Source organism: Spirosoma sp. KCTC 42546, assembly GCF_006965485.1.
Classification (GTDB): domain Bacteria; phylum Bacteroidota; class Bacteroidia; order Cytophagales; family Spirosomataceae; genus Spirosoma.
In genome coordinates, this window is record NZ_CP041360.1 from 1,708,463 (window position 1) to 1,722,453 (window position 13,991).

At 49.5% G+C, this 13,991-nt stretch carries 13 protein-coding genes; 9 read left to right on the top strand and 4 right to left on the bottom strand.

The annotated features are described in order from the left end of the window. Positions 1 to 38: 38 nt before the first annotated feature. Complete coding sequence (locus EXU85_RS06865; RefSeq protein ID WP_142771365.1) at positions 39 to 275, top strand: DUF3820 family protein; 237 nt, start codon at positions 39 to 41, stop codon at positions 273 to 275. Between the two features lie 42 nt (positions 276 to 317). Here the strand turns inward: EXU85_RS06865 and EXU85_RS06870 are convergent, their stop codons facing one another. After that, positions 318 to 3,020, bottom strand: coding sequence for a M14 metallopeptidase family protein (locus EXU85_RS06870; protein WP_142771366.1), 2,703 nt, complete (start codon positions 3,018 to 3,020; stop codon positions 318 to 320). Positions 3,021 to 3,218: 198 nt separating this feature from the next. Then, complete coding sequence (locus EXU85_RS06875; RefSeq protein WP_142771367.1) at positions 3,219 to 4,676, bottom strand: serine hydrolase; 1,458 nt, start codon at positions 4,674 to 4,676, stop codon at positions 3,219 to 3,221. 463 nt (positions 4,677 to 5,139) lie between these two features. Between EXU85_RS06875 and EXU85_RS06880 the strand changes: the two genes are divergently transcribed. From EXU85_RS06880 to EXU85_RS06890, 3 genes are all read left to right on the top strand, one after another. After that, positions 5,140 to 7,038 (top strand): AAA domain-containing protein, encoded by a 1,899-nt coding sequence (locus EXU85_RS06880; protein ID WP_142771368.1) that lies wholly within the window; start codon positions 5,140 to 5,142, stop codon positions 7,036 to 7,038. 49 nt (positions 7,039 to 7,087) lie between these two features. Beyond that, the gene (locus EXU85_RS06885; protein ID WP_142771369.1) at positions 7,088 to 7,678 is read left to right on the top strand and encodes a Crp/Fnr family transcriptional regulator; all 591 of its coding nucleotides are present in this window, start codon (positions 7,088 to 7,090) and stop codon (positions 7,676 to 7,678) included. 141 nt (positions 7,679 to 7,819) lie between these two features. Next, the gene (locus EXU85_RS06890; RefSeq protein ID WP_142771370.1) at positions 7,820 to 8,206 is read left to right on the top strand and encodes a DUF4267 domain-containing protein; all 387 of its coding nucleotides are present in this window, start codon (positions 7,820 to 7,822) and stop codon (positions 8,204 to 8,206) included. 168 nt (positions 8,207 to 8,374) lie between these two features. Here the strand turns inward: EXU85_RS06890 and EXU85_RS06895 are convergent, their stop codons facing one another. Further along, the gene (locus EXU85_RS06895) at positions 8,375 to 8,917 is read right to left on the bottom strand and encodes a transposase (protein WP_142771371.1); all 543 of its coding nucleotides are present in this window, start codon (positions 8,915 to 8,917) and stop codon (positions 8,375 to 8,377) included. Positions 8,918 to 9,162: 245 nt separating this feature from the next. Between EXU85_RS06895 and EXU85_RS06900 the strand changes: the two genes are divergently transcribed. From EXU85_RS06900 to EXU85_RS06915, 4 genes are all read left to right on the top strand, one after another. Then, complete coding sequence (locus EXU85_RS06900) at positions 9,163 to 9,954, top strand: DUF1080 domain-containing protein (RefSeq protein ID WP_142771372.1); 792 nt, start codon at positions 9,163 to 9,165, stop codon at positions 9,952 to 9,954. Positions 9,955 to 10,026: 72 nt separating this feature from the next. Next, on the top strand, positions 10,027 to 10,341 hold the full coding sequence (locus EXU85_RS06905; RefSeq protein ID WP_142771373.1) for a type II toxin-antitoxin system HigB family toxin: 315 nt from the start codon (positions 10,027 to 10,029) through the stop codon (positions 10,339 to 10,341). Beyond that, positions 10,338 to 10,694: a type II toxin-antitoxin system HigA family antitoxin gene (locus EXU85_RS06910; protein WP_142771374.1), complete on the top strand. Its 357-nt coding sequence runs from the start codon at positions 10,338 to 10,340 to the stop codon at positions 10,692 to 10,694. Before EXU85_RS06905 ends, EXU85_RS06910 begins: the two co-directional genes overlap by 4 nt. Before the next feature lie 142 nt (positions 10,695 to 10,836). After that, complete coding sequence (locus tag EXU85_RS06915) at positions 10,837 to 11,880, top strand: proline iminopeptidase-family hydrolase (RefSeq protein WP_142771375.1); 1,044 nt, start codon at positions 10,837 to 10,839, stop codon at positions 11,878 to 11,880. Between the two features lie 17 nt (positions 11,881 to 11,897). Here the strand turns inward: EXU85_RS06915 and EXU85_RS06920 are convergent, their stop codons facing one another. Next, positions 11,898 to 12,614, bottom strand: a complete 717-nt coding sequence (locus EXU85_RS06920) for a DUF5020 family protein (RefSeq protein ID WP_142771376.1) — start codon at positions 12,612 to 12,614, stop codon at positions 11,898 to 11,900. A gap of 147 nt (positions 12,615 to 12,761) precedes the next feature. On the opposite strand from EXU85_RS06920, the gene EXU85_RS06925 reads away from it, so the two are divergent. Beyond that, complete coding sequence (locus tag EXU85_RS06925) at positions 12,762 to 13,958, top strand: hypothetical protein (RefSeq protein WP_168207752.1); 1,197 nt, start codon at positions 12,762 to 12,764, stop codon at positions 13,956 to 13,958. Positions 13,959 to 13,991 lie beyond the last annotated feature (33 nt).

Consider the following 13,991-nt stretch of genomic DNA (forward strand, 5'->3'; position numbering starts at 1 on the left):
CTCGGCGTAGCCAAGCGAGAACGCGAAGAGAACGAAACATGGCAATAGAACCAGCCCACGGCAACCCCGAACTGTTAAAAGAATTACTCTACTATCAGATGCCCTTTGGCAAGTACAAAGGGCATCTGATCAAGTCGTTACCCATTTCGTATTTGGAGTGGTTCGTACAAAAAGGTTTTCCGGCTGGCAAGCTGGGCATGTTGCTGCAAACCATGTACGAAATCAAGCTGAATGGATTAGAGTATTTGCTGGATGGTGTTCGGCGTAGTCTCTGACTGGGAGCGACAGCCCGAAACACTGAACGCCACCCAGTTCACTTACGGCTTCACTGCCACCGCGGGAGCTTTCCAGAACTCCGGCGTTCCGTATGTGCCTCTGGTGATCTCACCACCGTACAGCACTGAATTAAGCAGTACCCGATAGGTTCCCAACGGTTGCCCACGCCACTGAGGTCGGAAACCATGCAGAATGACGTGCCCCTTGCCCTGTTTTACATCCAGCGAAGCGGCATAGCCTTGTAAATACTTTTCACCCAGCAAATAACCTGACCGCAAGGGCGAACCACTCGTGGCAAACTTGGCCAAAGCCTGGCCTTTGAAACCCTCAAGGGTTGTAAAAACGGGACTATCGTCCACAAAAACAGCTGCTCGGGTAGGCATACCGGCCATGACCGGATGGGTAGGATCGGTTTCTACTTCCAGTATCGAACCGCCCGTGAAGAAGTCTTTAGGATTGACACCCGCCACAACGTTTTTCACGGGTAAGTGGAGCGCTTCAATGGCGTAATCGCTGCTCTCATTCAGGCAGACGAGCGTTCCTCCCTGACTTACAAAATTGGCCAGGTTCGCAGCCCCCAGAGTTCCTAACCCACCTTCGTAAGCGGGCGGCACGGCTCCTTTCGCGAAACCATCTTTGATGTTCCGGGGCCGATCGGACGCCATCAGGATCACGTCGAAGCGGTCGCTGAGGTCACTGGCCAGCACGTCGGTATTGTTGATGACGGCGAATGGAAATTCGAACTGTTCCAGAATCCACTGCGACCAGCCTTCGTCCATGCTGGCGGTCCAGGGTTTGTAAATGGCAATGCGGGGTTTCACCGTTGCCCCGGCAGTGTTGGTGGTGAGTTCGGCGGTGATGCCTAAGTCCTTAATCCAGGGCTCCAGCGTTGTTCTTGCTAACCCACTGATGGCATACCGTTGGTTCTCTTTATTAAATTTGACCGACGCGCCCGCTTTCAATGATCGGGTAATTACTTTGAACGCATTATTTTCGGCCGGATTGACCAACACCACCGCGCCCGTACCTGTTAGTTTTCCTTCTGGGGTTTTAATCCCCGCCGAAACCGGGTTTGTATCGAAGCCAATGCCCGTTACAAAATCCGCTGGGGTAGCGTCTTTCTTGTCATCGGTTTTCCAGTCTTTACCCGTTCCACTAACTAGCTGAATGGCGCTTTTCAGCTCGGCAGATAAAGGGGTTATGGCTGGGATTACGTTCAGCTCAAATTGCAGGGGAAGTGTCCAGCCTGCGGCATCATACGGTTGCTCAGGTGGGCCGCCGGGAAATTCGCGCAAATCGGGGTACGCCTGCACATCGAGCAATTGTTTGGTTAATTCGCCATACTCCTGATTCATGGGTATCACCCAGGTTCCTTTAGCGTAATTTCGTCCGTCAAACGCAACATCTTTCGTGAGCTGACCAATACGAATGCCGTGGAAGGCTAACCGACGCAGTAACTCGGCCGGTCGGGCAGGGTCGCGTTGTTTTTGTGGGATGAAGTACGCATAAGGCGGCTCCTGTTCGTATTTTTTGATCGTATTTCGTCCCGATTGGTAGCGGTTGTACAGTAGCACGTCGCCGTATTTAGCGGCATAATCGAGCGTGGCCAGGGAGGCCGTTTCCATGTACGCCATCGCATCGCTAATACGCCACCAGCCACCCGGCCACGGGCTGGAATACAATGACTCGACCCGAAACTCTTTTTTGTCCTGTGGGAAATCGCGAACGGTGTAAAAATGGGGGGTCGCGTAGTTGTATAAAGCTGTTTCGGTCCAGAAAGCCGGAATGTTTTGCAGTACGGGCATGTAATCAATGTAGCCGGGATACCAGGCATCGAAACCCGTTCCCATATGTGTGGCTCCTTTTTGGCCATTGCTTTCCAGTGCCTGCGCCATCGCCATACCAATCATATTCACTTCGCGAGCAATAATAGGCGGTGTTTGCGACGCAATCGGTTCGGCAAAGGGTGGCAACCAGATACGTGTTGGGAAGGGCGAGGTTTGGTGATGCACAAAAATGATATTCGGTTCCCACTCGCGCCAGGTACGCGCCACCACCCGCGACTCGATCATGTTGAGCATGTAAGCGTCGCGGTTGTTGTCATGGCCAACGTATTTCTGGTACAAGAACGGGGGAGGAGCCACCTCGAAAGGCGTGCCTACATTTGATTTGTACCAATCGCCAATCATCGTTTGCCCATCGGGGTTGAGCGACGGCCAGAGTAGCAGAATCACATTATCCAGAATGTTCCTGATCTTGGGATCGTCGGCTTTGCTGAGCATGTCGTAGGCCAGCGAAATAGTATGCTGTGCCCCTGCCACTTCGGATGCGTGCAAACCGCCATCGATATGCACCAGTGGTTTTCCTTCCATCGACAGCTTTTTTGCTTCGTCGTCGGTAAGTCCGGCTGGGTGCGCCAGTCGTTGCGCAATAGCCCGGTATTTGTCGATGTTATCGAGATTCTTTTTGGAGGAAATCAGGGCAAAATACCAGGGGCGACCATCGGAGGTTTCGCCCACATGCACCAGTTTGACCATATCGCTGGCTTCATCGAGTTTCTTAAAATAGGCCAGCGATTGCTCGTAGGTAGCCAGATGGAAATCAGCGCCTACCGGAAACCCGAGTGTTTCTTCGGGTTTGGGAATGGGTTTTTGCTGGGCGGTAACGGATGAACTTGCTAGCCAGCAACAGCATATGGCAGGGAGGAAAATACGTTTCAGGGTGTACAGTGGGGGGATGTTCATTGATGTATAGTTCAGGTTGTAAAGATGGTAATGTTGATGGAGTGTGATGCGTTCTGCTGTGGTATGCCGTGGTGTCGGTTACTCCTAACCGACACGTGAGGTTTCTCAAAACCTACTATTCGCACCGTTAGGTTTTGAGAAACCTCACGTGTCAGGTTGAAGAACCTGACACCACAGTACCGACTCGGTTAGGCGTCCTCATTTTCCCGCCACGGGCGGCTTTTCTGCATCGAAACCATCGGGCAAACGCATCAACCACAGGTTCCGAACACGACCGTTGGAGATACGTAGACCGGCAACGGTATTTTTGGGATTTCGGACGGTTTCGATCGTTGAGGCAAACCACCAGCCTGTCGAGAATTTGTCTTTATCGACAGGCTTCAGCGCTACCTCGCCATGATGCACATGCACCAGTTCGAGCGCATCGCCCTTCTGCCGGATGGTGTAAATGGTTTCTAATTCCGGGCTGTAATATCGCCCGATATAGTCCGCGTTTACGATTTTATCGGGCTTGGTGTCCGTTGTGGCTGGTTTGGGTGGAGCTGGAGCCTCTTTGGTTTTCTGTAGATAAGGTGCCAGATACAGGTCGGCCATTTCCAGTACTTTGGCGGTCGGATTCGCTTCGGCCTGATTGCTTAGCACGATGAACCCATAATCTTCTTTCGGGAAATAGCTGATGCTGGATCGGAAACCAGCATCGGCCCCGTTATGACCGTAATAGGCTACGCCTTTATGGGTGCCGTGTACCAGCGCAAACGCATAGGAGATGGAATCGCCATTGGTCAATCGGCCACGCTGTAGCATTTGTGTCATAGTAGCCGCATTGCCCACGGTAGGATTCTTGAAATTATTGATCCATTTAGCCAGATCTTCTACGGTTGTGAATAAGCTGGTCGCTCCGGCGTTAGCATAGCTGAGTACGCTTTTCTTAAAGAAACCTGCCGATATGTCAAATGACCTATGGAACGAATAGGCCCTGCCTTTTACGATGCGCTCATCATCGTCGTAGAACAGCGTATTTTTCATACCTAGGGGCATGAATACTTTCTGCTTCATCCACTCCCGAAAGGGCTGTTTACCGACACGCGCCACAATTTCGGCCAATAGCGTATAGCCCGTATTGCAGTATAATGATTCGGCTCCGGGTATGAAATTCAGTTCTTTCTGTCGCCGAACGAGGTTGAAAATGTGCTCTTTGGTAATCACGTCGCTCATACCCCAACCCGCCATGGTCAGCAAAGCCCACTGATCGCGTAGGCCACTAGTGTGGTGAATCAGGTGGCGAATGGTGATTTTCTGACCAAAATCCGGCACCTCGGGTAAGTACTTATGAATATCGTCATCGAGAGACAGTTTGCCTTCCTGCGCCAGTAGTACAATTCCATAAGCGGTAAATTCCTTGGAGACGGAGGCTACGTGGAAAATCGTTGTGGGCGTAATGGGCGCGCCCGTTTCAATGTCGGCATCGCCGAAACCTTTGGCATAAATCAATTTGCCACCATGCACAACACCCACAGCCGCGCCAGGGCGTCCGGTCCCGTTCCATTCCGAAAATAGCTTATCGACTTTGGCGGCTAGGGTATCGGGTGGAGCTTGCGCGAAAGATATAGGGCTGGTTAGTAGGGCGCAGGCGAGTAAGAGAAGCGGTTTGGTCATAATGAAGAAGGTGTTTTGTAGAGACGCAATCCCTTGCGTCTCCTCATGCGTCAGCAAAAACCATCCGGTCAGGGAGACGCAAGGGATTGCGTCTCTACACAGGTTACTTGCTCACAGGCAGAACAACCTCGTGCCATCCCGCATTGGCTCCTTTTTCGTGTAGTTATTTCTAAACCAGGTTGAATCTGGCGTTTGTGCAGACGAGCACACTGATAGGAGTATCAGTAGCAGACAACAAAGTCGATTCATGATTGTATTCTGGCTTTTGGAAGATTCTACACAAGTATAAGCACAACAACTGTAATTTCCCCTTCAATCAACGCAGAACAGTCTAACAGAAGAGGATGGCAAGTGTAAAATTTGCTCTATTTGAATTTTATTGATAGAAAATATCGGGATGCCAGTTTCTTGCGATGGTGTTGGATACTGGAAGGCTAGTCCCGCGAAGTAGCTACCTTTGTGAATGGATTATTTTAAAAATCTGCTTGATTTACTCAAGGTTGAACGAGAAGAAGACCGTACTCAATACCGTAAACTCACCGAAACAACCTCTGTTGCCGAACGTCGGGCCAATGGATTAACCTGGTATCCAATCGCTATCCGGGGTTCAGAAATGAGCCGGGGTGATTACCTGACGGTAGAAGTTGAACGGACGACGCATCAGGATATACCGCACCAGCTCCGATTCGGGATGCCCGCCGTGTTTTTTAGTAATCACGACCCTAAAACCGACCGGGTCGAAGGAACGATTTCGCACCAGAGTGGCAATCGGCTCAAAATAACTCTGAAGGTAGATGAACTGCCCGACTGGTCGCGGGATGGGAAACTAGGGGTTGAAGTGCTGTTCGATGATAACAGCTACAACGAAATGGAGGAGGCCCTTAAACAGGCCAACACGCTGGGTGAGAAGTCTGATAACCGCCTGATTTCGATTCTGACCGGTGAAAAATCGCCGACCTTTCATCCCGAAATTCCGATCTTACATTTACCAAAACTGAATCCCAGTCAGGTTTCGGCAGTTGGTAAAATACTGTCGGCCAATGAGCTGGCTATCGTGCATGGGCCTCCAGGTACGGGCAAGACCACAACGCTGGTGCAGGCAATCAAAGCCCTGATTGCGCAGGATCATAAGAAGATTTTAGTGGTTGCCCCCAGCAATACCGCCGTCGATTTGCTGAGCGTAAAGCTGCACGACGAAGGGCTAAACGTGCTTCGGGTGGGCAATCCGGCTCGTGTATCGGAACGATTGATGGCGCTGACGCTGGATCATAAAATGAGCGAACACCCCTACATGAAGGAGGCCAAGAAACTGAAAAAGCAGGCCAATGAGTTCAAGAACATGGCGCATAAGTACAAGCGCAATTTTGGCAAAGCCGAACGTGATCAACGCAAAGCTCTGTTCGATGAAGCGCATCGGATTATGAAGGAAGTCGGTAATTCGGAGCAGTACATTATTGATGATCTGGTGGCAAAAGCACAGGTGATTACGGCAACATTGGTTGGGGCAAATCATTATACAGTTCGGAATCTGACCTACCATACGGTTGTCATCGACGAAGCTGGGCAGGCTTTGGAACCCGCCTGCTGGATTCCCATTCTGAAAGCGCAGAAAGTTGTGTTAGCGGGCGATCACTGCCAGTTGTCGCCCACCATCAAATCGGCCGAAGCGGCCCGGAAAGGCTTGAGTACAACTCTGCTCGAAAAATGCGTGACCCTTCACCCCGAAGCGGTTACGCTACTGGACGAGCAATACCGAATGCACGAGCACATTATGGGGTATTCGTCGCAGGTATTTTATGAGAACAAGGTACGAGCACATGCATCGGTGGCCCGCCATTCGTTGTTCGATGGCGATACATCCCTGGTATTTGTGGATACGGCTGGTTGTGGTTTCGATGAAAAACTGGAAGGCACTAGCTCAACAAACCCCGAAGAGGCCGCGCTGTTGATCAAGCATTTAACCCAACTGGTAGAAGGCCTTAGTACGCGCTACTCGAAACAGGACTTTCCGACTATCGCTATCATTTCGCCCTACAAACAACAGATAAATATCCTGAAAGACCAGTTGTTGAGCGCTCCTGATTTGCTGGCTTATGGGGATAAAATCTCGGTGAATACCATTGATAGTTTTCAGGGACAGGAACGGGATATTGTCTACATCTCTATGACCCGAAGCAATGCCGAAGGCGAAATTGGTTTCCTGTCCGACATCCGCCGAATGAACGTAGCCATGACCCGCGCCCGCAAGAAGTTGATCATCGTCGGCGACAGTGCTACGTTAGCCGGGTTCCCGTTTTACGCTGATTTTATTGCGTATTCTGAAGGGCTCGATGCGTACCAAAGTGCCTGGGAGTGGATGTAAATTACTGGCGCGAGTGAATACTCGCGCCAGATCGACGCCATAGAAATCTATGAACACAGACTACACAGTATTAACGCAAGCTATCCGCCACTGGATAGCTGTTCCTCAGGCGGAAGAGTCGATCATTGCTTCGCTGTTTGAACCTCGGCATATACCGGCTAATGACTTTTTTCTACAAGCGGGCGATGTTTGTCGACATGTTGGGTTTGTGACGCAGGGGCTGTTGCGTTATTATATTCTTGATGACGGGCAGGAACATACGTATGATTTCTCGCCCGAGCAGCAGTTCACCTGCAATTACGAGAGCTTTCTAACCAAGACGCCTTCAACTCGATTCATTCAGGCCATTGAAGATACCTCGCTGCTGGTTATCAGTTACGATAATCTCCAACGGCTGTATGATCGACTGCACGAAGGGCAAAAGTTTGGGCGGCTGGTTGCGGAGGAGTTATTCGTCGGTATGTTGCAAAAGCTTACCTCGTTTTACAAAGAAACCGCCGAAGAACGCTACGATACGTTTCTGCACAGTTTCCCCGATTTGCAGGAGCGAGTGCCCCAATACGTTATCGCTTCGTATGTCGGGATTAAGCCGCAGTCACTCAGTCGAATTCGGGCCCAGCGGGCGGGCAAACAGTATTGATTGTTGGTGAAGATCGACTGGTTGACATACGCCACATTTCCAAAATATGGCGTATGTCAACCAGTCGATCTTCACCTAGGTGAATGCACACGTCTGTACGGACTAGGACCTTTGTGAGGTCATTAACTAATTCATACAACGATGCTTACAGAAAAACTGCCCCTCTGGGCCAAACTCATCGGCTATTTCTTCGGTGCCGCACTTATCTTTATTGGCGGACGTTTTTTGCTCCTGCCCGAGCAGGCTGAACTCGGATTCGGACTCCTATACGCCCAACCGAATGAATCGTTTCATTACATTAAAGGCATTCGCGATCTGACGTCCGGCTTGTTTTTCACAGCGTTCACCATAGCGGGTTGGCGCAAACCCCTCGCTGCTCTGTTTTTAATTGGATCGTTGACGCCGGTTGGCGATATGATCATTGTGCTGACATCACCAGCGGCAGTGTTAATTACGGCCTGGATTCATGGCCTGACTGCTTTGACTGCATGGATAGTTGGTTATTTTTTGCTGCGGCAGAAAGGTTAGTTACACGGGCCGGAGGCCCTGTGATAGAACACACTCGGCGAAGCCAAGCGTGAACAAGGGGCTTGATTATTCAATTAGAGCTTAACTACGTACAACGTTCACGCTTGGCTTCGCCGAGTGTGTTCTATCACAGGGCCTCTGGCCCGTATCTGGCCTGTATTTCACTTATTAATAAGCGTCCAAGACAACCAATGATGACTCAGGACAGGCACTGCTGAACAAATATTGATGAGGCTCCAGAACAATACCCGCTTTCACCGGATTCCAATGAATATAGCGGAGTTTTTGGTCAATCATTTTTCTGGAAAACAGCTCCATCGGGTGTGATGTCTTTTGCCAGAACATAAGTTCACTATTTTGTTTTTCGACATTTGCATAATACTTGAACAAATGCATCAACCATCCCTTTCGACTTTCTTCAGGATTTTCATTAATCAACTTGATGAGCTTTTTTGCCGTCGCACTTTTGAAGTCTCGTAGCAGATGACTCAATAACCCATGTTGTACCTGCCGCCGAACAATCATGTGGATATGACTTGACATAATGACATACGCATAGATTTCTAAGCCACGTTCCTGTTGGCAAAACTGTAAGTTTTTGATAAGCTCATGGCAATACGTTTGCCGAGTGAAGATGTCTATCCAGCCTACAGTTGTTAACGTGATAAAGTAGGGTGCATCTTCTGTATTAGCTTTTAAAAATTCAGACATGTTTTTTAGGTTTTAATAGTAGTGATTTACGGGCCAGAGGCCCTATGATAGGACACACTCGGCGAAGCCAAGCGTGAACATGGAGGCTTGGTCTCTCGATTAGAGTTTAACGATACGAAACGTTCACGCTTGGCTTTGCCGAGTGTGTCCTATCATAGGGCCTCTGGCCCGACGCTTTGGCGGGTAAATTCTAAGACGGATATCCTTACAGGAGGACACGTTACTATCAAATCAAATTTGCCCTTATGAAACTCTTCAGAAATACACAGTTTGCTATACTACCTGCCTTACTGCTTCTGGGCGTCAGCGTAGCCATGATTCCCAACGCCAAAGAGCCGGTTGGCGTTGGGGTCAAAGTGCCCAAAGGTGCCGAAGTGCTCTTCGATGGCTCGAAGAAGATGCTCGATGAAAAGTGGACGTACTGGGAAGGGCCTCGGCTTAAGGCTAGTCTGCCCATCAAGTGGAAGATTGAGCAAGATCCAGCGGGTAGCGGTACGGTCATGAATACGAATGATCCGGCAGCTGCGGGTGGCCTATATGGTGCGGCCGACATTGTGACCAAAGAAACCTTTCGGGATTTCCGACTGCATGTGGAATTCTATGTGAGCAAAGCGGGTGGAAATAGTGGTGTCTATCTGCAGAACCGCTACGAGATTCAGATTTTCGATGGCGATACCACCAGCCACGGCTTAGGTGCGGTCATCAACGAGTCCCCCTCGCCCTACAAACTGTACAATGGTATCGGGAAATGGAATGCCTATGATATCGAATTCCGGGCCGCTCGTTTCAAAGACGGCAAACGTACCGAACCGGCCATGGTGACGTTGTATCTAAACGGTAAAAAAGCACATACCAACCAGAAAATTACGCAGGTTTGGGGTGGTCCGAACTCCGGTATCGACGGGGGGAACGATGGCGGCAAAGGCGTTACCGATACGCCGGGCGGTCTGAAACTCCAGGCCGAAGGCCATGATGTGCTCTACCGCAACATCTGGATCAAGAAGATGGATATTAAAGAGGCCAACACGGATTTTTAAGAACTAATGAATGGTTCTAAAACATCTTGATGTAAATTTGTTCACTATAGGTAAACTTCTGTTCTTGGATAGATGTTCAATATAATAGCGCGTCGTACGCTACTGGATTATTGCAAACTGTACCCTCAGGCAGCTAATGCATTGAAACAGTGGTATGCAGAGTTGTTGGAACAGGAGTTTACTAATTTCAATGAATTGAAGTCCGTTTATGGCCATGTTAGTATCGTCGCCGATGATCGGGTTGTCTTCAACATTATGGGTAATAAATACCGTTTAGTAGTCCGAATGGTATTTGAGTATAAAGCTATCCAGATCAAGTGGTTCGGTACACACGCGGAGTATGATAAAATTGATGTAACAGCGGTGCAATTTCCAAAGAAACCATGAAGTTGAAGACGATTAAAACCGAGCAGGAATACGACGAGATGATGGCCTGGGTAGATGAGCACTTCGACCGAAACGTACAGCCAGATAGTTCGGAAGGAGAGATTTTACAAGTTGCTCTATTGCTGGTGAAAGCCTATGAAGATGTGCACTACCCAATACCTGCTCCAGATCCTATTGATGCGATTCGCCTTAAAATGGAAGAAAAAGGAGTCAGGAATAAAGACTTTGTGGGGAAACTTGGCAGTAAAAGCTATATATCAGCTGTATTGAATAGACGTAAGCCATTAACGCTAGAAATGGCCAGGTTTTTTCATAAAGAATTAGGTATACCAGCAAGTGTGTTATTGGCTTAATATAGTGCTTACATGTCGGTAACGCCTTTAACGGCCTTGTTACCGTTTTTGCCGTTGGCAAGGCTTAACTAACGCCCAATACTGGAAAAGAGGCTAATCGTGTGTATACTTGTCAAGTGACTCACTTTTAGCCTCTTTCTATATGAAATTTCTCTCCATCCTTCTACTCTGTACCGCCTGCTTATTCTGGGCTTGCCAGTCTGCCGAAACGAATACCACAACCTTAACCGCCTACTTTGCTTCGGATACAAGCGGAGTGGCTAATGGGGGTGTTCGGGTGATTCCGATCAAGACGCTCAATCGCACGTTTAACGTTTGGACGAAGCGGTTTGGCAACAATCCCAAAATCAAACTGCTGCTGCTGAACGGTGGCCCTGGTGCTACGCATGAATACTTCGAGGTAATGGAAAGTTTTCTGCCCGCCGAAGGCATCGAGTTTATTTACTACGATCAACTAGGCACGGGCAATTCCGATAATCCAAAGGATACCACCTTCTGGAGTTTGCCCCGCTACGTGGAAGAAGTAGAGCAGGTTCGTGCCGCCCTGAACCTCACGCCCGATAACTTTTACTTGCTGGGCCACTCCTGGGGTGGGATTCTGGCCATGCAGTACGCCCTCAAATACAATAATAACCTCAAGGGGTTGATTATCTCGAACATGATGGCCAGTTGCCCCGACTACGGTAAGTATGCCGATGACGTACTGGCGAAGCAGATGGACCCGGCGGTGGTAAAAGAAGTAAACGCCATAGAAGCCAAAGGTGCGTATACGAGTCCCCGTTACATGGAACTCCTCCTGCCAAACTTCTACGCCAAACACATCTGTCGCATTCCCCTCGACCAGTGGCCCGAACCCATGACCCGAGCGCTGAACAAGACGAACCAGTCGCTGTACGTGACCATGCAGGGGCCCAGTGAATTTGGGATTGCGGGCAACCTAACCAAGTGGGATGTGAAAGCTGAGTTGCCGAAAATCACCGTTCCTACGCTAACCATTGGGGCTCAACACGATACCATGGATCCCGCACACATGAAATGGATGGCCACCCAGTTTCCCAATGGTAGCCATCTGTATTGCCCTAACGGGAGCCACATGGCTATGTACGACGACCAGAAGACGTACATGAGCGGGCTGATCAAATTCATAAAAGGCGTAAATGCCGGGGAGAAGAAAGGCATCCTCTGAGGATACGGCACTGTCGGTCAGAATTGATTTTTCAGAGCCAGAGTGGGGTAAATCTGCAACCGGTTTTCGGGTGTCAGCACGTGGTAATACAGATAAGCCCTTGATCCAACAGAAACGGTTTTGGTGATTTTAACCCAGACCTGAGGATCAGCGAAGAAGGCGATTTTCTTACCACGTTGGCTACGGGTCAAATCGGTACCCTGATTCCGATTCTCACTCCACCCAACAAAACTCCCGGCTAGCATGAGCTTGTACTGAAAAAATCCTTTTCCAAAATAAAAGGTGAGCTGCGGATCATGACTCGGCTTCAGAAAGGTCGTATAACGGTAATTAACACTAGCGCTTAGCCAGGCGCCTTTCCACTGAAACGGGTAGGCGGCTCCAACGCCAAATGAATTCGTTAGGTAATACCCGTACGAAGGCGGTGCCACCCCCAAACCTCCACTGTACAGCAAAGACAGGTAGATTTTAGGGCGCCAGTACCGTAGATTTTTAGAGACTTGTACAAATAGCTGACCGATGTTGTTCGTTTCGCCATTAAAGTCGGTTTGCATTTTTAACAGAAACGAGCCACTGGAATCGTTACTTTTAAAATACTCGAACGTGAGCGAAGCAAAATTCTGTTTGTTCAGACCGGGGTCAATGGAATGCCTGAAATCATAATGGAGTTGAAGCTGTTGCGCCTGATTGGGCAAAGCGGAAACAAGTAAACAAAGCAGGAGTATGGTTTTCATACAATTGGGGCTGTAAGACGATTTTTTGACAAAACTTCGTTTTACAGCCCCGAAAGGCCGGAATTCAGGCAGAAACGTTACGGAATTCAGGTTTCCGGTTGTTGTATAAACAAATAGCTTCGAGACGGGCTTATCCGGTTTGACGGATTGATAGATGCCATACTGTATATGGATGAGTTTGATCGGCGGGCATTTTCCGCTCTTTTTACTAGGGTGATTGAAACCTGTTTTGGCCAGCCGCTGCAAAGCCCGCTTTCCGAATCAGAAAGCAAGCATTTAAGTAATGAGATTGAGGAACGCACCGGGCTGGTTGTAGGGTGGAGAAGCCTAAAAAACTATGCTGCTTTTCTGCTTAACCCCAGCGCAGGTAAACAGGAAAATCCGTCCGTAGCCACCCTCGATACACTGGCCCGGTACGTATTTAAGGCTCCGGCCACCACGGAGGCAGACCGGAAAAAGAATGAAGAGCATTTTCCGTACTGGTTCCGGTATCGTGAACAGTTTATTCTGCCACCTCCCCCTGAACGCGTTGAACCCAAACCCCGGACCAGGAAGAACGTCGTTGGGCTCGTTGCGGGCTTTTTAGGGCTGGTTGTAACTGGCTGGATTCTGTTCGTACGGGAAGCGGCATTAGAGCAGGTAATCGACGATTTCCACACGACAGATGCCTCGGCACTGAGTCGTACGGGCTGGATGCTGCATGATCCAAATGCGGCTTACTGGAATCGGCGGGGCGAAAAGCCGAGTCAACTGACCCTGTTCACACTCAGGGGGGATAACTGGCATAAGACGGGTGAGGCCCCGCAAATTCAGAACTTGCTGTTCCGGAAAATCCAGAATGACTGTTTTCGTACAGAAGTACATTTTACCGATTTTGTACCCAACGCAAACTGGCAGCAGGCGGGGTTGGTGCTATTGGAGGATACGTTATTTGCCGGAAAAAGTATCCGTATATCGCTGGCCTATAATGACTTCTTCGGGGGCTATGTCCGACCCGGCGAAATTCTGATTCAGGCAGTGGCGTCCTACGGTAGAGGCTACACCAATCTGGAAGAAATTGCCCATGAGCCTCTGTTTCCACTGGGCAGCCCGGTCAATCAGCGTCTCGCGGTGAATAACCTCAAAAATTTCGCGTTCAGGGTTGAGAAACAGGGCCAGAAATTTCGGTTCTTATATTCGGCCAGTCCGGTTGACAATTTCTCGTTTAAAGAAGTGGCCACCTACGAGTTTGGTATCAAGCCCAATTACGTGGGCCTGTTTGCCTTAAAAGGATTTGTCGATTCAACGGCTGTCATGCCGGTTGCCGTCCGGTATTTTCGTTTAGATGGGCAACGGTGCGAGTAGTAGTAAAAACGGCTGGTCTCCTCCTTCTATCGC

Bases quoted from the DNA above. Each gene is read 5' to 3' on its own strand.
- EXU85_RS06865 (WP_142771365.1), top strand. From the start codon at position 39: ATGGCAATAGAACCAGCCCACGGCAACCCCGAACTGTTAAAAGAATTA.
- EXU85_RS06870 (WP_142771366.1), bottom strand. From the start codon at position 3,020: ATGAACATCCCCCCACTGTACACCCTGAAACGTATTTTCCTCCCTGCC.
- EXU85_RS06875 (WP_142771367.1), bottom strand. From the start codon at position 4,676: ATGACCAAACCGCTTCTCTTACTCGCCTGCGCCCTACTAACCAGCCCT.
- EXU85_RS06880 (WP_142771368.1), top strand. From the start codon at position 5,140: ATGGATTATTTTAAAAATCTGCTTGATTTACTCAAGGTTGAACGAGAA.
- EXU85_RS06885 (WP_142771369.1), top strand. From the start codon at position 7,088: ATGAACACAGACTACACAGTATTAACGCAAGCTATCCGCCACTGGATA.
- EXU85_RS06890 (WP_142771370.1), top strand. From the start codon at position 7,820: ATGCTTACAGAAAAACTGCCCCTCTGGGCCAAACTCATCGGCTATTTC.
- EXU85_RS06895 (WP_142771371.1), bottom strand. From the start codon at position 8,917: ATGTCTGAATTTTTAAAAGCTAATACAGAAGATGCACCCTACTTTATC.
- EXU85_RS06900 (WP_142771372.1), top strand. From the start codon at position 9,163: ATGAAACTCTTCAGAAATACACAGTTTGCTATACTACCTGCCTTACTG.
- EXU85_RS06905 (WP_142771373.1), top strand. From the start codon at position 10,027: ATGTTCAATATAATAGCGCGTCGTACGCTACTGGATTATTGCAAACTG.
- EXU85_RS06910 (WP_142771374.1), top strand. From the start codon at position 10,338: ATGAAGTTGAAGACGATTAAAACCGAGCAGGAATACGACGAGATGATG.
- EXU85_RS06915 (WP_142771375.1), top strand. From the start codon at position 10,837: ATGAAATTTCTCTCCATCCTTCTACTCTGTACCGCCTGCTTATTCTGG.
- EXU85_RS06920 (WP_142771376.1), bottom strand. From the start codon at position 12,614: ATGAAAACCATACTCCTGCTTTGTTTACTTGTTTCCGCTTTGCCCAAT.